Here is an 18,128-nt window from a genome sequence, read left to right on the forward strand (position 1 = left end):
TTGGAGCGCCAGATGGCACGCGGAAACTTGCCCGCGATGCGCTCGAGGTCGGCGAAGACACGATAGCGCCGCTCCGCGTGGAGCTGGTCGATCGCTTCTTCGAAGAACCGCTGGTAGTTCATGTCCGAACTCCTTTTCTGTGGAACGATCGCAGGTGTCGCCGCACCGGTTCCTCGCTCATTTGGCGGGGCTAGACGTAACCCCTTGCGGGAAGGGGCGACCTTGATTCAGGTCAACTTCAGGGGCGAAGGTGTTTTTGCTCAGTTCGATATGAGTCGATGCAGCGATCCGCTGCGCAGCACAGAATGCGTCACGCCGCCAAAGGCCATTTCACGGACACGGCTGTGGCCGTAACCGCCCGCAATGATCAGATCAGCCGTAAATCTGTCGACCAATCTGAAGGGCTGCCCACCCGGCAAAGGTCAAAGGGCTTGATCCTGATCAACGACCCCGAGGCGAATGGCATTAGCGTTGCGGCATCTCGCAACGGAGCAGCCGATCATGCACAGCTATCCAGGACCGCCGCGATCCGGCACGCAGCTGCTGCCAATGGCGGAAAATGGCCAGAAGGCGGTTCTTGCCGCCGTGTCACTCCAGGCGCACGCCTTCAAGGCGATGATGCGCTATCAGATCGAAACGCTTGCCTTTCTGAGGCATCGTTGCGAGCAGGATATCAAGCTGGCGGACGATCTCATCGGTGGTCCTGAATTCAATGATGCCTTCGAGGTCGTCTCCACCTTCCTGCAGAATGCAGCCTCGGACTATGTCACCGAAGCCGGCAAGGTTGCGACACTGACGTCCAAGCTTGCATCGGAATCGGCCGGGCTGGTGCGCAAGGAAGCCAGAACCGCGATTGAAGACATAGCGGCGAGGACAGTCGCTTGAGCGGAAATGCGGAGGCTGGCAGCCATGAACACCCGTATGGACAATAGCAGCCGCAGATATTGCGCGGCGATTTCCGTGTTGGTGGCGGTTTGGCTTGGCTGCGCACCGCCAGCCTTGGCAAATAGCTCGGTCGAACGCGGCAAGGTATTGGTTGAGTTCAATTGCGCCGGATGCCACGCGGTTGGCAGAACCGACAAGAGCAGCCATCCGGATGCGCCCGCCTTTCGCACCTTGTCGAAGCGCTATCCTATCGCGGATCTCGAGGAAGCTCTCGCGGAAGGCATCTCGACGGGACATCCGGACATGCCCGAGTGGGTTGCGAGCCCTGACCAGATCGAGGCGATCATCGCCTATATCAGCAGCCTGCAGCAACCGTGATCGAGACACCAGCAGAGTAGGCAGAGCTGGGGTGGATCCGATCAGGAGCGGCAAGAACGACCTCATTCCGACGGCAATCGGGGCGATTCCAGAAAATGATGCAGATCAAAGCGCGGCCCATCGTTTACGGACATCTTGATACGATGTGGAAGCCAATCCTAAACGCTCCGTTTGGTCGCGATCTCGAACTTGCCGTCCTTGACGAGGACGGCGCGCACGCGCTTGTATTTCCCTGCCAAAGGGTGGGGGAGGGTTGGAAGAACGTGACCACCGGCGCGCGTGTCGATATCCGACCGACCCATTGGCGCGACTGGGCGATGGAGAAAACGCTCAACGAGGAAGACGGACTTCAGCCTGGCCGATAAGTCTAGGATTTGGTCTCCACGATAAGTGCCATGCGCACGAGGTGTGACAGGCTGCCTGCCGCCATCTTGCTCATGACATTGGCCCGGTGGATTTCGACGGTGCGCGGGCTGATGCCCAGATCATATGCGATCGTCTTGTTCGGCAGGCCGGACACCAGCCCATCCAGCACCTGGCGCTCGCGCTCCGACAAGGTGGACAGGCGATCGCGGATATCCGCCGACCTGGGATGCGCCGCATGCGCCTGGTTGCGGTTGGCCAATGCGGAACGGATCGATTCGATCAGCATCTCGTCATCGAACGGCTTCTCGATGAAGTCGGCGGCTCCCTCCTTCATCGCCTGGACGGCGAGCGCCACATCGGCATGGCCTGTCATGACAATAACCGGAATCGTATGGCCGCCGGCTCTGAGCTGCCGCAGGAACTCGATACCGTCTATACCCGGCATGCGTACGTCGGTGACGATGCAGCCCTCGAGCCTGCCCGTTGCCGTTGACAGAAAAGCGGTGGCCGATTCGTACAGGCGCACCGCAAAATCCGCTGTCGCCAGAAGAAAACCGAGCGACTTGCGAACGTCCACATCGTCGTCGACCACATGCACCAGATCACTATCGGCCATTTGAGACCTCTTCCTTCTCCACGATACGCAAGGTGAACCGGAAAGCCGTCCCGCCGGTCGGCATTGCCTCGGCCCATATGTGACCGCCATGCGATTCAACGATGGTGCGGCAAATCGAAAGCCCGACGCCCATGCCGTGCTTCTTGGTGGTCACAAAGGGCTGGAAGAGTTGCGCCGAGACCTCCGGGGCAAGGCCTGGGCCAGTATCGATCACGCTCACTTCGGCCATTCCATCATCGCGGGCGACAGTTGTGACCTTCAATTCGCGGCGCGGCGAGCCTTGCATTGCCTCTACGGCATTGCGCATCAGGTTGAGCAGAACCTGCTGGATCTGGATGCGATCGGTCAACACCAGTTCGGCGGCACGGTCGAGCTTGTAGCTGACGAGGACGTTTATCTCCCGTGCTCCGACCAGTGCCAGGGACGAAGCTTCCTCGATCAGCGTCGGCAGTCGTTCGACCTGGCGCTCGCTTTCGCCTCTTGCAACGAAATCCCTCAGATGCCTGATGACGTTTCCCGCCCTCAGGGCCTGCTCGGCGGCTTTATCCACGGCATCCCGCAGCATTGGCGCATTTTCTTCCTTGCTGTTTTCGAGAAGTCGCCGGCTGCCTTTCAAATAGTTCGTGATCGCCGTAAGCGGCTGGTTGATCTCATGGGCCAAGGTGGAAGCCATTTCGCCGAGAGCGGTAAACCGCGCCATATGGAGAAGCTCCTGCTGCTGCTCCTGGATTCTCGCTTCCGCCCGGTGGCGTTCGGTCAGGTCGCGGCAGAAGCCCGTGAAGAAGCGTCCGGTTCCCGGGTGCATCTCGCCGACGGAAAGCTCCATCGGGAAAGTCGTGCCGTCCTTGCGTGCCCCGGTAACGGTGCGGCCGAGCCCGATGATCCGACGCTCTCCTGTCGTCAAATAGCGAAGCAGATAGGCATCATGCTCGTCGCGATAGGGCGAGGGCATCAGCAGATTGACGTTTTGCCCGATGACCTCGCTTGACTGGTAGCCGAACAGCGATTCGGCAGCGGTGCTGAAGGACTGGATCCGCCCCTGTTCGTCGATGACGACCATGGCGTCGGGCACCGTGGCCAGGATCGAACGCAAATGATCCTCACGCAACCGAAGGGCGGCGTTGGCAAAGGAGAGTTCGCTGACATCCGTGCCTTCAATGAAGATCGCGGTGATCCGCCCGTCATCGCCCTTGATCGGCTGATAGACGAAATCAAGGATGCGCTCTTCGATCGGCCCGTCTTCATGGTTGCGGAGGCCGACCTTCACACCTTGTCCCCTGTAGGGCACGCCGGTCTTGTGCACCTGATCCAGATGTTCGAAAAATTCGTGTCCCTCGAGTTCCGGAAAGGCATCGCGGATGGACTTTCCAACGACTTGCCGGTCTCCGATGAGCCTTTGGTAGGCCGCATTGGTCAGTTCGAAGACATGGTCTGGTCCTTGCAGCAGCGCCATGAAGCCCGGGGCCTGCTCGAACATCTGCGACAAGACGGATTTCAGCATCGTCCCGTCGGCCGACAAAATAAGCGCTTCGTCTTGGCTCACCTGCTGACGCCCCTGGATTCGAAAGACTTGCCGAAGGCGTAGTTATCACTTCTCGCCACACACGCAAAACGGATCGGGGCTTCCGCGTGGAATGCCAGCGTCGGGTCATTTGATGCGCATCAAGGTGCCGGGCGCCCGCGAATGCAATTCATCGCGCATTCCTGCGTTTCAGAAAAGAGGCCGGCAATGTGCTACAAGTCGATCATCGTAAACCTTGCGGTGGATGCACCTCCCGCACCGATCGTAAACGTTGGGGTCGAACTGGCGGAACGGTTTGGAGCCCGTCTCATCGGTCTGGCGGCAGCGGATGTTCCGCCCCTGGTCGCGACTGGCCAGGGCATGGTCTACGAAGGCGAGATCATGCAGATCCAACGGACGGAAATCGAAAAGCGGCTTGCAGAACTGCGAGCCGAGTTCGAAAGGCTGGTTCCGGCTTCGATCTTCAGCGAATGGGGGCAAGCTGTTTGCAGCCCGACCCGGTTCCTCTGTGTTTCCGCCAGAGCGGCCGACCTCGTCGTTACCGGCCAGGCAGGAGACAATGTGTTTCGCGCCGTGGATGTCGGCAGCCTGACACTGGGCACCGGGCGTCCGGTCCTGGTCGCCGCAACCAACGTCGAGCACGTCCTTGCAAAAACCGTTCTTGTCGCGTGGAAGGACACCAGGGAGGCGCGGCGGGCGATGGCTGATGCGTTGCCTTTCCTGGCCAAAGCCAGCGAAGTCGTGATTGCCACGATTGACACCGACCGCGACGAAAGCATTCGCGACAGCCTCGCCGATGTCGCGGTCTTTCTCGAGCACCATGGCATCAAGGCGCGAACCGAGCTGATCGCCGGTGAGGCTGATGGCGACCGGTTGCTGACATTCGCACGCTCGATCCAAACGGACCTCATCGTCTCGGGCGCCTATGGCCATAGTCGCTTGCGGGAATGGGCGTTCGGCGGCGTTACCCGCACGCTGATCGAAGAGAGCGGCATCAACCGCTTCATGTCGTATTGATGATAGGCGAGGCTGACCAGCGATCCGTCTCACCAGAGGACGGTGCCTATTGGTCGATCGAGACCAATGACCTCCTGCTACGCCTTGAGACCTCAGTCTCGGGGCTTGCTTCGTCCGAGGCGGCATCGAGGCTCGCAAAATTCGGCCGAAACACACCCGCGTCGACGTCAAGCGCGTCGGCCATGGCAGTGTTTGCCCGCCAGTTCCGCAGCCCGCTGGTCCTAATCCTCATTTTCGCGGCCTGCGTATCGGCCTTCGTCGGGGATGGCCAGGAGGCTGCGATCATCGGCGCGATCGTGCTGGCAAGCTGCGTCCTGAGCTTCACCCAAGAGTACGGTGCGTCGCGGGCGACCGAAGCACTGAAACAGCGTATTTCGCGCAAGGCTATTGTGTTGCGCGACGGCGCCGAGTGCTCGGTCGCCGCCGACGACATCGTGCCGGGCGACGTGATCCGGCTTTCGGCCGGAAACCTCATCCCAGTCGACGGTATCATTCTGGAAGCGCGCGATTTCAATGTCAGCGAGGCCGTGCTGACCGGCGAGACCTTTCCCGCCGTGAAGACACCGGGACGCTCGGCGCCGGATGCCGCGCTCACGCTGCGCACCAACGCGGTCTTTACGGGAACATCCGTCCGTAGCGGCACCGCAACCGTGCTTGCAGCAGCAACGGGCCCCCGCACGGAATTTGCGTCGATCGCCGCGGCCCTGGAGCGACAAATCCCCGAAACAGGGTTTGCCCGGGGCATCAGGCTGTTCGGCTATCTGATGACTGAGATCATGCTGGCGATTGTCATCCTGGTGTTCTTCGCGAACCTGATGCTGCATCGGCCGCTCATTGAATCGCTGCTGTTTTCGCTGGCACTGGCGGTTGGTCTTACGCCCGAACTTCTCCCGGCCATCATCAGCGTGACGCTGGCTCGAGGGGCTCGCGCGATGGCAGTCAATGGCGTCATCGTGCGCCGTCTCGATGCCATCGAGAACCTGGGCAGCATGGATTTGTTGTGCACCGACAAAACGGGGACGCTGACTGAAGGCGTTATCCACCTGGATGGATGGCTCGATGTCGACGGCAATCCATCAACCGATATCCTGCTCTGGGGACGTCTCAACGCGACCCTGCAGACCGGACTGAAGAATCCACTGGACGAAGCAATCGCCGGTGCGCCAGGCGAGGGCGCATCATTGGCGGCCTTCACGAAAGTCGACGAAATCCCCTACGATTTCATTCGCAAGCGACTATCGGTCGTGGTGCGGAACAAGGACGCCCAGGATCTTCTGATTACCAAAGGTGCCGTACAAAATGTCCTCGAAACCTGCAGCTTCGTCCGAACAGCCAAGGGGCTGGAACCTCTCAATGAAATGGACCGGGCGGCAATCGAGGAAAAATTCCGACGCTGGAGCGCGGACGGCTACCGCGTTCTGGGCTTGGCAATCCGTCGGTTTGAGCGCCAGAAAACGTTCAGCAGGAAAAACGAGATCGATCTCGCCTTCGCGGGCTTCCTGCTTTTCCTCGACCCGCCAAAGAGAGGCGTCAAGGAGACGCTTGCCGAACTCGCCCAGCGCGGCATCGCGGTAAAGGTCATTTCTGGCGACAACCGTTACGTTGCCGCGCATCTCGCCCAGGCGATCGGCTTGCGGGCCGACAGGATCATGACCGGCGAGGAGCTTTCGAAATTGACGAAGAGCGCGCTCTTCGCAGGCGTGCAGCACACCGACCTCTTCGTCGAGATCGACCCCAACCAGAAGGAGCGCATCGTTCAGGCGTTGCGGAGCAGGGGCCGTGTCGTTGGTTACCTGGGCGACGGCATCAATGATGCGCCCGCCCTTCATGAGGCAGACATAGGCATCTCGGTCGACAGCGCCGTCGATGTCGCGCGCGAGGCGGCCGATATCATCCTTCTCAAGCAGGATCTCGGCGTGCTGGTGCGCGGCGTCGACGATGGCCGCAAGACCTTCGCGAACACGATGAAGTACATTTCCATCACCACCAGCGCCAATTTCGGCAACATGATCAGCATGGCTGTCGCCTCACTGTTCCTGCCTTTCCTGCCGCTTCTGGCCAAGCAGATCCTGCTCAACAATTTCCTTTCCGACGTTCCTTCACTCGCCATTGCAAGTGACAACGTCGATCCCGACCAACTGCACAGACCTCGCCACTGGGATATCCGTTTTGTGCGGCGGTTCATGATTAGCTTTGGCTTGGTCAGTTCGCTGTTCGACTTCGCGACCTTCGCATTCCTTCTGTTCTTCGCGCATGCCACGGAGGCCGCATTCCAGACCGCCTGGTTTGTCGAGTCGTTGCTGACGGAGCTTGCCATCGTGCTCATTGTGCGCACGCACAGGGCTTTCTGGGCGAGCCGTCCAAGCCCGTTGCTTGCCTGGCTTACATTGGCTGTCGGGATTATCGCGATCATGATCCCCTATCTGCCGTTTGCGGCCTGGTTCGGCTTCGTGCCCTTGCCTCTGCCCGTACTTGCCGGACTTGTCGCAATTACCGCGCTCTATCTACTCGCCTCGGAGGCGACCAAGCGCTGGTTTTTCGGACAAGAGAGTCGGGCCCGCAAGAAGTTGCTTGCCCGTCAGCGGTCCTTTCTCGATCGCCTTGTGGCCAAGGTTTAGCGCCATGCTCCCTGTTGGGGGCTCAGGGATCGGCAACGATGCCGCCTGTTGATCGAGATCAACGCCGCCTGCCGCCAACATGCCAATGATGGCCAGTAGGCAGGAGTGATCACCATGACCTTTCTCGATTACCTGATTTCAATTGATGCCAGAACCACCTTGATGGACCGCATGATGCGGAAGCTGGGCGTCGACAGACAATTGAAGGTCGTGGCAGACCATACCGCCGTCACCAACCGGGCGGTGGACCGCTGCCAATCCTGCGGGCACCAGGACGAATGCTCGGTTTGGCTCGACGAACATCAGCAAGCCGATAACCCGCCAGACTATTGCCGCAACAGCGACCTGATCGCTCGGTTGCGGCATGCGGCCGGTCAACGGTAATCATTCGAATACTCAGCCTGGACGATGTCGTGCTGTCCGTGTTTTTGACGAGAGTCAACGCGAGCCACGTGTTGCAGTTGATAGGTTTACGTTCCACCGGGTGTGGCTTTTGCTGGGGCGGCGCTTCTGCGGAGGCAAAACACTGGCAGAAAAAGTTGCGGGCACGGCGCTTATTGCCTTTGCCCTGTTGCTCCTTCGACCATTGATACCCATGGTCGCGCCCTAGGCGCGGCGAAGCCTTGGGCGAGGACTGGCAACACAGAGGGCAATGGTGCCTTGCTGCGGATCAATGTCAGCTCCGCTACGAAACAAGGACGACCGACACGGGATCGGCGCAGAAGAGATTGTCCTTGACTGCATTGACGCCGGCGACGTTTTCGGCGGCGACTATTGCTGCCTGGCGCTCGCGTTCATCGAAGATGGCGCCGCTCAATGTCACCACGCCCTTGTCCACCATCACGTTGATCAAATCGTTGCCAGCCCATTTCTGCCTCGCAAGCTCGGTAGCGATGTTCTGCCGAATCTGTTCGTCATCGATGACCGTAGCGCCTCCATCCGGAAGGACGCCGAGCAATGCCCGCAGAAGATCAGAGCGGGTGATGATGCCAACGACTTTCCCAGCTTCTACGACGGGAATGCGTTTGACATGGTGACGCGTCATGAGCTCGACGACTTTCGCGAGTGATGCCGCAGGGGATGCCGTCACGACATCCTGCGACATCACCTCTTCAACCCGTCGACCATTGGCGCGGACATATTCGTCGGCGGCCTTTCCTGGGCTGACGAGAAATTCCAGCCAGCGCGAGCGCTTGCGCTCCGTACCCAGTTCCCCGCGTCGCAGGAAATCGCCCTCGCTGACGATCCCCACCAGCCTGCCGTCGTTGCGAATGACGGGGAGGCCGCTGAGCTTTTTGGAGAGCATCAACCCGGCGGCCTCGGCGATCGATGCTGACGGGTCTATGCCGACGACTGGCTTGCTCATTATGGCTTCGGCTTGCATGTTCGCTCTCCGGAGTTTCTCCAACGTCCGGCTTCTTTAGCTTTCATATGCACGAAGCGCCTTGATCTGAATCATTTGTCGGTGGAGGCAAATGGTCCAAGGCTGGAGCCGTGAATGACAGGGCGCGAACCGGTAGACCAGCTATCGCGGTCTTGGCGACGTTCACGCCAAGTTCGTAGACAAGCAGTCCACCGTGGTAGGCCGTCGCAGTGACCAGAAATGCACCGCAAATTTCGATCAGAGGAATGGCGATCGTTACAACCCGCGTGTCACGGTTCCGCGTCCAAAGCCAAGGCGCACAACCAGGCCGCCCTTGTGGCATTGCTGCGATCAAAGCCGGCCGGCACGTGGTTCACATCCCAAAGCGTGCTGCTTGGTCTTTGGAGATTGTGGACTCGATCTTCGACACGAAGTCCTCCACCAGAAGCGAATTGGCATAGGCCGTGACATGATCGCCGTCGAAGAACAACGGGTGTCCGTTCCTGAATGCCGAACATGTAACTTGTGGGCACAGCGTAGGCAAAGGGTCCCAGACGTGAACATTCGGCACAGCCGCTGATATCTCAGCGTAGCCCTTCAAAATTGGTGATCGAAGATTTTCTATCAGCTTTCGATCGATGTCGAATCCGTTGGTACAGGACGGGTTCATTGAATTGAACCAATCACTGCATCGAAAGGCCGGGGCCCTGAAGATTGGCTTTGGGCCTTCGAAAACAATCGACAGTCCCGCCTTGGTGAGGGGGGTAAGTTGATCGATAGCGTTTTTGACGGCTTGTTTCCTCTGCTGCTCGCTGCTCTGCGGGCTGCTGTCGGGGCCAGAAGCCCATTGAAGGCTAAGTCGAGTCAGCCGGAGCGAGGGCAGGAACAGCAGGTCGCGAGGCTTGGCAAGCTTGGCTATGTAGGCTGCACCGGCAGCCGTGGCATGAGCGCACGTCGGCTCAGTGTCGTGGCGAAGATCCAAGCTGACAAACGGGCAACCGGCGGTCGACACCACCACTGTTCGGATACCGGTTTCGAGCGTGAAGCGCTTCAGGAGAGGAATGTAGGCTCCCGCGTGAGAGTCGCCCAGCACGAACATGGTCTCGCTACGCCCTTCGGCCGGGCACCCACCTTTGGTGAAGAACAGTGCTTCTTCCACAGTTTCCGTGACGACGGCGCAACCAGGAGACTGGGGAGAGGTGTCTGGTGAGGTCGCATACCATTCGCCTCGATTCCTCATGACCGTGCTCAAGGCGATTTCATATCGATTGTCGCGCATCAGTTTGAAGCTAAAAAATGCAGCAACGATGACAGCCAGAAAGAGGGCGACAACGGCTATGTCGGGGGGCGGTTCTCAGAAGCCGCATTCGACGCGTGGGTGTTTCGATCCAGAAATACGAGCCGAGGCTGAACGCCACGGCGACCAGCAACGCCGCCAATTTTGTGGCGGTGGTTTCGGTGCCCATCGTCCATCTTGCGATCACGAAGACTGGCCAATGCCACAGGTAGAGAGAATAAGAGATCCATCCGACGAACCTGACGGGCTTTATTTCCAACACCGCAAAGTGTGGCGCACGGTCGCTTCCCAGGTAGTAGAGGCATCCGATCAAGACTGTTGTGCAGGCAACCGCAGCGATGTTCTCAAGCCCTTCGGAGCCCTGGCCAAAGTCGAGCGCGAACGTTGCCACGAGTCCTATCAGCGCGGTCGTGGCTGCAAGATTGCAATGCCTTTCGAAGCCCGTCCGTTCCCCTATCCGGCTGACAAGCTGAAAGCACAATATGCCGCATGCCAACTGCCAAAAGCGAGCATGGGGCATATAGAAGGCCTGAAGCGGATTCGCATCCAGTAGATGAAGCCATATCGCCACCGACGCGACGGCGAGCGCACCGTATACAAGCGCCGAGAATCTCTTCCCGCGCGGTCCCATGACCCAAGGAAAGAACAGCAGCGGGAAGACGACGTAGAATTGTTCCTCAACCCCAAGAGACCACGTGTGGGTGAATGGGTTAAACTCGGTCACGGGTGAAAAATAGTCGGTTCCCTTGGCCAGGAAGATGTTGCTCAGGCCGACGAAGGCCGAAGAAGCGGTTTTGCTGATTGATGTGCTCAGCCATGCGTCCGGAACAAACAGAAAGGTGGCGAGTGCACTGACCAATAAGCACAGCAACAGGGCCGGCATGATTCTTGTGAATCGGCGCGCATAGAATTCCAAGACAAAATGAAAAGCGGACTGGCCGCGGTAGCGCCTCGACACGGTATAGCTGACGACGAAACCAGAAATTACGAAGAAAACATCAACCCCTAAAAAACCATTGGGGAAGCGGTCGCCATACAGATGGTAGAACACTACTGACAGGATCGCGATGGCCCGGAGCCCGTCAAGGAAAGCCAGATAGTCCTTCGACGAGCGTTCCGACGTCGAACCAAAATTATCGGCCATTGGACGAAACACACGTTCTTGTAGGTAAGAAATCCGATCGGATAACGTTCCGGTTAAGGCCAGCCAGACGCCAGTTGAAGCGCGGCAGCCTGAACCTGCGGGCAATTACAGGATGTGCCGATCATGGGAAAGGCCGGACACAGGATTTGTTTCGTTCGAGGGCGTTGTGGGGCCGGTCCGTGGCTTTCGGCTGCAACCGAATGTCGCGAGGGAGGACATTCGCCTCGCTCGCAGGCCTCCGCAGCGCGTTGCGACCGACCGTTCAGCCGTTCCGCGACAAATGCACGTCCAGGACGGCAGCCTTCTTGGCGATCAGGCCTTCCAGATCCGCGTCCGATCGCTTGGTGCCGGTTCGTTCGCGCAGCAACGAGATCACTGCGCTCATTGAAAGCGGAGTAATTTGGGAAAGCGGGGTGTTTTGGGAAATCGGGGCGGTCTGGGTGGCCAGAATGGCATCCACCGCGCCGGCAACATCGGGAGTCTCCCTTGGTGCTCGCATGGTCGGTTCCTTTCTGCTCAGGTCGGCCACGGTGCCATCGGTCGGTGCTCTGACGCCACGATCGAAGACGACCGCAAGGCCGTTCTTGACGGCGACGGCGGCGACCATATCGTCGAGCTTACGGTCGGAGAGGGCTGGGTCCGCGGGTTTCAGGATCTTGCGGATCACCCTGGCGGCCAGATCCGTCGACACGAAGTCATAACTCCGTTTTCTGGCCTCGACATATTGTTCGATGATCATCCTCAGGCGGCGGGCTGCAATGTCCCTGGGTTCCTGCACATCCTTGGGTTCCACCGGAGCCTCCCTGGCCTGCCGTGCGCGCAAATTCGGCGGCCAAAAGGAAATAGGGCGGCTTGATCGGACATCAAACGTCCTTCGATCATTTCGTCGCACCCGCCAATGGGCCGGAACGATCCTGCGGCTGAAGCATTTCGTTCCATGACCAGTGCATTGAGGGAAGGCCGGGCCATGAAGGTCGCTCATGTCGCGCCGCTGTACGAATCCGTTCCGCCAAGGCTCTATGGCGGCACCGAGCGCATCATCTCCTACCTGACCGAAGCCCTCGTCGACCTCGGCCACGACGTGACGCTGTTCGCCAGCGGCGACACGAAGACCTCCGCCAAACTCGTGCCATGCCGCGAGCGGGCGCTTCGTCTCGATCCGCGCCCGCTGAAGTCCGAGATCGCGGCGCATCTGTCGATGCTCGACGAGGTGAGGAAACGCGCCGACGATTTTGACGTAATTCATTTCCACCTCAGCCATTTTCTGCATTTCCCGTTTTTCCGCGACATGCCGCAGCGCACGGTGACGACGCCGCATGGCAGGCTGGATTACGCGGATCTCGCGCAGGCCTATGACCGGTTCCCACGCTTCCCGATGGTTTCCATATCGCGCAGCCAGCGGGCGCGGTTTGCGTCCGCCAACTGGCTTGCCACGATCCATCACGGCCTGCCCGTCGATCTCTACGAACCCGATTTCGAGGCAGGTTCGGATGGCGGCTATCTTGCCTTTCTCGGCAGGATGTCGCGCGACAAGCGGCCGGACCGGGCGATCGACATCGCCCGCCGCACCGGGCTGAAACTCAAGCTAGCGGCCAAGATCGGCGATGGCGACCGCGCCTATTTCGAGGAAGTCGTGCAACCGATGATCGATGGCGACCGGGTCGAATATGTCGGCGAAATCGGCGAGGACCAGAAGAGCAGGTTTCTTGGCAATGCTGCCGCCCTGCTGTTTCCGATCGATTGGCCCGAACCCTTCGGTCTTGCCGTGATCGAAGCCATGGCCTGTGGAACTCCGGTCATGGCCTGGAGTTGCGGCGCCATGCCCGAAATCGTCGACTATGGGGTTACCGGCTTCGTCGTCGAGACCATCGAGGATGCGGTCGCCACGATGCCGGCTCTCCTGCAGCTCGACAGGCGGCGCATAAGGGCGGTGTTCGAAAGGCGGTTTTCAGCCGACAGAATGGCCAGGGACTACGTCGAGGCTTATTCCCGGCTGCGCAACGGCCATGAGCAAAGCAGAGCTTCGTAGGCCTTCACCCGTCCGAAAAACCCAGCACGGGACAATCCTGTTGACCATCACCCAACTCGACGAGCGCAAGCTTGATCCTGCCATAGCTCTGGCTTCCCTGGACGAAACCGCGCCGAGGGAGCCGCATCGGCTGTTCGCCCTCAAGCATGGCGATTGCTTTGCCGTAGCCGATGCCTATGGCGACATACGCGGTGTCGGCGATGGGTTCTTCCGCGACGACACGCGCGTGCTCTCCGAATTTCGCCTCACCGTCGGCGGGCGGTCGACGTCGTTGCTGGGCGCGTCGCTCAGCCAGGACAACGTGCTCTTCACCACCAACCTCACCAATCTGCCGATCGAGAGCGCCGCTGGCCGCCAGATTCCGCAAGGCGCTATGCATATCGAGCGCGTGCGGCTGTTGTGGGAGGAAAGGCTGTATGAGCGCATAACACTGTCCAACTACAGCCGCGAGCATTCGACGATCCTGCTATCGCTGCGTTTTGCCGCCGATTTCCGCGACATGTTCGAGGTCCGCGGTTCGACCCGCTCGAAGCGTGGAACCGCCCATACGGCCGAGATCACAGGGAATGCGGTCGTGCTTCGCTACGAAGGCCTGGACAAGGTCGTGCGGACATCGGCGATTTCCTTCTCACAGACGCCCGATCAACTGACTTCCGAGCGCGCCGATTTCGTCATCGCCGTCACCAAGCGCAGCAGCCAGACGCTTTATGTGGAAGTGGGCAACGCGACGGACGATCGCCCCGAAAGCCGCCGGTTTCGCGCGGCTGCCGCCCGCGCTCGCTTCGGCATGCGCGCCAAGCGCCGGCATGGCGCGACGCTGCACAGTTCCGGCCGCGTCTTCAACGACTGGATGGAGCGGGCGCGCGCCGATGTCGCGCTGCTCACCACGGAACTGGCGACCGGGCCCTATCCCTATGCCGGCATTCCCTGGTTCTCCACAGCCTTCGGCCGGGATGGTGTGATCTCCGCCTTGCAGATGCTTTGGCTCAATCCCGGCCTGGCGCGCGGCGTCCTGGCGTTTCTCGCTCAGCACCAGGCGACCGAAACCTCTCCGTTCAGCGATTCCGAACCTGGCAAGATCATGCACGAGACCCGCAAGGGCGAGATGGTGGCGCTGAGCGAGTTGCCGTTCGGCCGCTATTATGGCGGCGTCGACACGACGCCGCTCTATATCCATCTTGCCTGCGCCTATGCTGACCGCACGGGCGACACGGCCTTCCTTGATACGCTGTGGCCCTCACTGTGCGCCGCGGCCGAATGGATCGAAACGGCGAGCCGTTCGACTGGATTCCTCACCTACCAGCGCGCCGCGGAATCCGGCCTTGCCAACCAGGGATGGAAGGACAGTTTCGATTCCGTCTTCCACGCCGATGGCCGCATCCCGAAGGGGCCGATCGCGCTGGTCGAGGTGCAGGGCTACGTCTTCGCAGCGTTCCAGGGGTTGGCGAAGCTGGCACGGCTGCGTGGCGAGGCGGAACGCGCCGAGAGCTGGGAAATACGCGCCGACGCCATTCGCCAAGCAGTCGAGCGCCATTTCTGGATGGAAGACCTCGGCTACTATGCGCTCGCGCTGGACGGCGATGGTCAACCTTGCAAGGTGCGCACGTCCAATGCCGGTCACCTGCTCTATGTCGGCCTTCCCGACCCGAATCGCGCGCGCATGGTCGCCGACCAGCTGCTGTCGGCCTCGTTTCATTCCGGCTGGGGGCTGCGGACGCTGGCGGACGATGCGATCTTCTTCAATCCGATGTCCTATCACAACGGCTCCATCTGGCCGCACGATACAGCGATCTGCGCTGCCGGACTGGCGCGGTACGGCAGCCGCGACAGCGTCGTGCGGCTGATGAGCGGCACCTTCGAATCCGCCGTCCATTTCAACATGCGGTTACCGGAACTGTTTTGCGGTTTCACGCGCGCGGCCGGCGAAGCGCCGATCGCCTATCCGGTGGCTTGCCTGCCGCAAGCCTGGTCCGCCGGCTCGGCCTTCATGCTCATGCAATCGTGCCTCGGCCTGCAGATCGACGGCTGGACAGGCGAGATCCATGTGACCCGGCCGCGCCTGCCGATCGGCATCGACAACCTCGTCATCCGCCATCTTTCGGTGGGGCAGGCGGCAGTGGATCTGACGTTCCAGCGCGTGGGAGATCGCGTCGGCGCCTTCCTTGCCGAACCGCATGAGGGGCTGGTGCCACTCGTGGTCAGGAGCTGAAAAATCGGAACCATCCTGCACCGTGAGCGTTGGACCACCACGCCATGGGATGCCGAAACTCCAGTCCATAAAGCCGCAGCAGTATCCCATTGAAAGGTAATCGATTTCAATGCCCGACAACAGTTCGTATCTAGTCGTTCCCGTATTCGCATTGTGGCTCTTTGTTGTTGCAGCCCTCGGCGTCCTGGTTATTGTGCTGGTGACGATGGTGTTGCGGGCGCGCAAGGGCGGCAGGTTGGCCGCTGCGGAGGTTGACCCTGCTCGCGGCCCATTGCCGGAATTCGCGAAGAACGGGCAGTCGGCGGCCGCGGCACTGGTACAGTGGTCGCCCGAAACGCTGCGTCACATCCTGGCGACCGAACTTCCCGATGCCCAGGTGATCGTCGTCTCAAACCGTGAGCCGTATATCCACAACCGCGAGGGCGACGACATCCAACTGGTCGTACCCGCGAGCGGGCTCGTCTCGGCCCTGGAGCCGATCACGCGCGCCTGTGCGGGCACGTGGATCGCCTATGGCGGCGGTTCGGCCGACAAGCTGGTGGTCGACAAGAACGATCGGATCGAGGTGCCGCCGGACAATCCTTCCTACACGCTGCGCCGTGTCTGGCTGAGCGAGGAAGAACAGCAAGGCTATTATCTCGGCTTTGCCAATGAAGGACTCTGGCCGCTGTGCCATATCGCCTTCACCCGGCCGATATTCCGCGCCTCGGATTGGGAGGCCTACGAGGCGGTCAACCGCAAATTCGCCGACACCGTCATCGCGGAAGCCCGCAACGAGCGGCCGATCGTGCTGGTCCAGGATTATCATTTCGCGCTGCTGCCGCGAATGATCCGTGAGTGTCTGCCGGAGGCGATCATCATCACCTTCTGGCATATCCCGTGGCCGAATTCCGAAGTGTTCAGCATCTGCCCATGGCGCGAGAGGATTCTCGAGGGCCTGCTCGGCAGTTCGATCGTCGGTTTCCACACCCAGTTCCATTGCAACAACTTCATCGACAGCGTCGACCGTTTCCTGGAAAGCCGGATCGAGCGCGAGGATTCGGCCATTTCCTATGGTGGCCAGATCAGCCTGGTCCATGCCTATCCTATCTCAATCGAATGGCCGCCGGCGCAACTGGGCAAACTGCCTGACGTGGCGCAGTGCCGCCGGCAGGTTCAGGAGAAATTCGGCCTGGCCGAAGATGTCAAACTGTGCGTGGGCGTTGAACGTCTCGACTACACCAAAGGCATCCTCGATCGCTTCAATGCACTTGATGAACTGCTGACGCTTCATCCCGAATGGATCGGCAAGGTGGCGTTCCTGCAGATCGCTGCGCCCAGCCGGGGCACCTTGCCAGCCTATCAGCAACTCTACGAGGAGTGCCTGCGCCATGCCGAGGATCTCAACCGGCGCTATGGTCGCGACGGCTACACACCCATCCTGATGATAACGGAACATCACTCGCAGCAGCAGGTCTACGAAATCTACCGTGCCGCCGACGTTTGCATGGTCACCAGCCTGCATGACGGCATGAACCTGGTCGCCAAGGAGTTTGTCGCGGCGCGCGAGGACGAACAGGGCGTGCTGCTGCTCAGCATGTTCGCCGGCGCCTCCAAGGAGCTTTTGGACGCACTGATCGTCAATCCCTATGACGCGGCGATGATGGGCGATGCCTTGCTGCAGGCCTTGACCATGTCGCCGGAAGAGCAAAGCCAGCGCATGCGACGCATGCGCGAAATCGTGCGCGACAACAATGTCTATCGGTGGGCGGGCAGCATGCTTCTCGATGCGGCGCGCTTGCGCAAGCGCGACGCCGTCGATCGCGCCGTTGCCACCGCTCCAACGGCCCCAGGCAATGTGATATCGCTGCTCGATCGCAGACGCGTGGCGGCGCTATGATGTCGATCTCGCCGAATCTCGCCGTGCCTGTCGTTCCGCAAGGGCCATGGAGCCTGTTCCTCGATATCGATGGCACGCTTCTCGAACATGCCGCGCATCCCGATGCGGTGGTCGTCGGTGACGAATTGCGCACGCTGCTGGTGCGGCTCGAAGCGCAATTGGATGGAGCGCTGGCGTTCATCACGGGACGGTCGATCGCTGCCGTCGACCATCTCTTCCAGCCTCTCAGATTGCGCGCCGCGGGGCTTTATGGCCTCGAGCACAGGCTGGCGCGCGATGGTCCGGTCGAGGCGGCCGACGAACCGGCTGATATTGCCGCGCTCGCCAACGAAATCGCTACGGAACTGGACAATGCGGATGTCTATATCGAGCGCAAGGGACCAATCCTGGCCATTCATACGCGCGCGGCACCGCATCTGCTGCAGCGAGCGACCGAGTTGGTCGAACAGGCACTGGACAGATTGCCTGCGGGATATCGGATCCTGGCCGGAAATGCCGGTGTGGAACTGATGCCGCTGGAGGCGGCGAAGGGAGCGGCCATCCGGCGCTTCCTGCAAGTTCCGGCCTTCAGGGGACGGCGCCCGGTGTTCCTTGGGGACGATACATCCGACGAGAACGGGTTCGAGACCGTCAACGAATTGGACGGCATTTCGGTTCGCATAAAGCCGCAGGGATCGACAGCGGCGCCTTTTTCGCTGGCTGGCGTGGATGCGGCCCTGGCCTGGCTGAACGAGATGAGCAGACGCGAGACCGCGAAAGCGGCGACGCTTGCCGCAACGTCCAAATGAACCGGACTGCCCTAATT

16 protein-coding genes are annotated in these 18,128 nt (G+C 60.4%); 10 read left to right on the plus strand and 6 right to left on the minus strand.

The genetic code is table 11. From position 1 onward, the window contains the following. Positions 1-501: 501 nt before the first annotated feature. From CK226_RS21210 to CK226_RS21220, 3 genes are all read left to right on the plus strand, one after another. Positions 502-885, plus strand: a complete 384-nt coding sequence (locus CK226_RS21210) for a phasin family protein (protein WP_245318203.1) — start codon at positions 502-504, stop codon at positions 883-885. Between the two features lie 24 nt (positions 886-909). After that, the gene (locus CK226_RS21215) at positions 910-1,263 is read left to right on the plus strand and encodes a cytochrome c (protein ID WP_095793114.1); all 354 of its coding nucleotides are present in this window, start codon (positions 910-912) and stop codon (positions 1,261-1,263) included. 95 nt (positions 1,264-1,358) lie between these two features. Beyond that, positions 1,359-1,628 carry a hypothetical protein gene (locus CK226_RS21220; protein ID WP_245318204.1) on the plus strand — a complete coding sequence of 90 codons (270 nt, stop codon included), beginning with the start codon at positions 1,359-1,361 and terminating at the stop codon, positions 1,626-1,628. A gap of 2 nt (positions 1,629-1,630) precedes the next feature. Here the strand turns inward: CK226_RS21220 and fixJ are convergent, their stop codons facing one another. Both fixJ and CK226_RS21230 read right to left on the minus strand, forming a co-directional pair. Then, positions 1,631-2,245, minus strand: a complete 615-nt coding sequence (gene fixJ / locus CK226_RS21225; protein ID WP_095774298.1) for a response regulator FixJ — start codon at positions 2,243-2,245, stop codon at positions 1,631-1,633. Then, entirely contained in the window at positions 2,235-3,788 is a 1,554-nt protein-coding gene (locus CK226_RS21230; protein ID WP_095792998.1) for a PAS domain S-box protein, read from the minus strand. Before CK226_RS21230 ends, fixJ begins: the two co-directional genes overlap by 11 nt. Positions 3,789-3,974: 186 nt before the next feature. Here CK226_RS21230 and CK226_RS21235 point away from each other — a divergent pair, with 186 nt between their 5' ends. From CK226_RS21235 to CK226_RS21245, 3 genes are all read left to right on the plus strand, one after another. Then, the gene (locus tag CK226_RS21235; RefSeq protein ID WP_179301109.1) at positions 3,975-4,784 is read left to right on the plus strand and encodes a universal stress protein; all 810 of its coding nucleotides are present in this window, start codon (positions 3,975-3,977) and stop codon (positions 4,782-4,784) included. Continuing rightward, complete coding sequence (mgtA, locus tag CK226_RS21240; RefSeq protein ID WP_245437818.1) at positions 4,784-7,402, plus strand: magnesium-translocating P-type ATPase; 2,619 nt, start codon at positions 4,784-4,786, stop codon at positions 7,400-7,402. Before CK226_RS21235 ends, mgtA begins: the two co-directional genes overlap by 1 nt. A 114-nt stretch (positions 7,403-7,516) precedes the next feature. Then, positions 7,517-7,786, plus strand: coding sequence for a DUF6455 family protein (locus CK226_RS21245; protein ID WP_095774464.1), 270 nt, complete (start codon positions 7,517-7,519; stop codon positions 7,784-7,786). 301 nt (positions 7,787-8,087) lie between these two features. On the opposite strand, the gene CK226_RS21250 is transcribed toward CK226_RS21245, so the two are convergent. From CK226_RS21250 to CK226_RS21265, 4 genes are all read right to left on the minus strand, one after another. Then, positions 8,088-8,786, minus strand: a complete 699-nt coding sequence (locus tag CK226_RS21250) for a CBS domain-containing protein (protein WP_095793001.1) — start codon at positions 8,784-8,786, stop codon at positions 8,088-8,090. Positions 8,787-9,138: 352 nt separating this feature from the next. Beyond that, entirely contained in the window at positions 9,139-10,044 is a 906-nt protein-coding gene (locus tag CK226_RS35600) for an SGNH hydrolase domain-containing protein (RefSeq protein ID WP_245437804.1), read from the minus strand. A gap of 10 nt (positions 10,045-10,054) precedes the next feature. Then, positions 10,055-11,206 (minus strand): acyltransferase, encoded by a 1,152-nt coding sequence (locus CK226_RS35605; protein WP_245437805.1) that lies wholly within the window; start codon positions 11,204-11,206, stop codon positions 10,055-10,057. A 262-nt stretch (positions 11,207-11,468) separates the two neighbouring features. Continuing rightward, positions 11,469-11,999, minus strand: coding sequence for a hypothetical protein (locus CK226_RS21265; RefSeq protein WP_245437806.1), 531 nt, complete (start codon positions 11,997-11,999; stop codon positions 11,469-11,471). A gap of 174 nt (positions 12,000-12,173) precedes the next feature. Here CK226_RS21265 and CK226_RS21270 point away from each other — a divergent pair, with 174 nt between their 5' ends. The 4 genes from CK226_RS21270 to otsB all read left to right on the plus strand — a co-directional run bounded on the left by CK226_RS21270 (position 12,174) and on the right by otsB (position 18,111). Then, a complete protein-coding gene (locus tag CK226_RS21270) occupies positions 12,174-13,235 on the plus strand; it encodes a glycosyltransferase family 4 protein (RefSeq protein ID WP_095793003.1) in 1,062 nt (353 codons plus the stop codon). Positions 13,236-13,281: 46 nt separating this feature from the next. Continuing rightward, the gene (locus CK226_RS21275) at positions 13,282-15,444 is read left to right on the plus strand and encodes an amylo-alpha-1,6-glucosidase (protein WP_095793116.1); all 2,163 of its coding nucleotides are present in this window, start codon (positions 13,282-13,284) and stop codon (positions 15,442-15,444) included. A 109-nt stretch (positions 15,445-15,553) separates the two neighbouring features. Next, the gene (locus tag CK226_RS21280) at positions 15,554-17,323 is read left to right on the plus strand and encodes a trehalose-6-phosphate synthase (RefSeq protein WP_095793004.1); all 1,770 of its coding nucleotides are present in this window, start codon (positions 15,554-15,556) and stop codon (positions 17,321-17,323) included. Continuing rightward, complete coding sequence (otsB, locus tag CK226_RS21285) at positions 17,320-18,111, plus strand: trehalose-phosphatase (RefSeq protein WP_095788833.1); 792 nt, start codon at positions 17,320-17,322, stop codon at positions 18,109-18,111. Before CK226_RS21280 ends, otsB begins: the two co-directional genes overlap by 4 nt. Positions 18,112-18,128 lie beyond the last annotated feature (17 nt).

This window comes from Mesorhizobium sp. WSM4311, assembly GCF_002295115.1.
GTDB lineage: Bacteria > Pseudomonadota > Alphaproteobacteria > Rhizobiales > Rhizobiaceae > Mesorhizobium.

Coding starts and splice junctions, on each gene's coding strand:
- CK226_RS21210 (WP_245318203.1), top strand. CDS start 502: ATGCACAGCTATCCAGGACCGCCGCGATCCGGCACGCAGCTGCTGCCA.
- CK226_RS21215 (WP_095793114.1), top strand. CDS start 910: ATGAACACCCGTATGGACAATAGCAGCCGCAGATATTGCGCGGCGATT.
- CK226_RS21220 (WP_245318204.1), top strand. CDS start 1,359: ATGATGCAGATCAAAGCGCGGCCCATCGTTTACGGACATCTTGATACG.
- fixJ (WP_095774298.1), bottom strand. CDS start 2,245: ATGGCCGATAGTGATCTGGTGCATGTGGTCGACGACGATGTGGACGTT.
- CK226_RS21235 (WP_179301109.1), top strand. CDS start 3,975: ATGTGCTACAAGTCGATCATCGTAAACCTTGCGGTGGATGCACCTCCC.
- mgtA (WP_245437818.1), top strand. CDS start 4,784: ATGATAGGCGAGGCTGACCAGCGATCCGTCTCACCAGAGGACGGTGCC.
- CK226_RS21245 (WP_095774464.1), top strand. CDS start 7,517: ATGACCTTTCTCGATTACCTGATTTCAATTGATGCCAGAACCACCTTG.
- CK226_RS21250 (WP_095793001.1), bottom strand. CDS start 8,786: ATGCAAGCCGAAGCCATAATGAGCAAGCCAGTCGTCGGCATAGACCCG.
- CK226_RS35600 (WP_245437804.1), bottom strand. CDS start 10,044: ATGCGCGACAATCGATATGAAATCGCCTTGAGCACGGTCATGAGGAAT.
- CK226_RS35605 (WP_245437805.1), bottom strand. CDS start 11,206: ATGGCCGATAATTTTGGTTCGACGTCGGAACGCTCGTCGAAGGACTAT.
- CK226_RS21270 (WP_095793003.1), top strand. CDS start 12,174: ATGAAGGTCGCTCATGTCGCGCCGCTGTACGAATCCGTTCCGCCAAGG.
- CK226_RS21280 (WP_095793004.1), top strand. CDS start 15,554: ATGCCCGACAACAGTTCGTATCTAGTCGTTCCCGTATTCGCATTGTGG.
- otsB (WP_095788833.1), top strand. CDS start 17,320: ATGATGTCGATCTCGCCGAATCTCGCCGTGCCTGTCGTTCCGCAAGGG.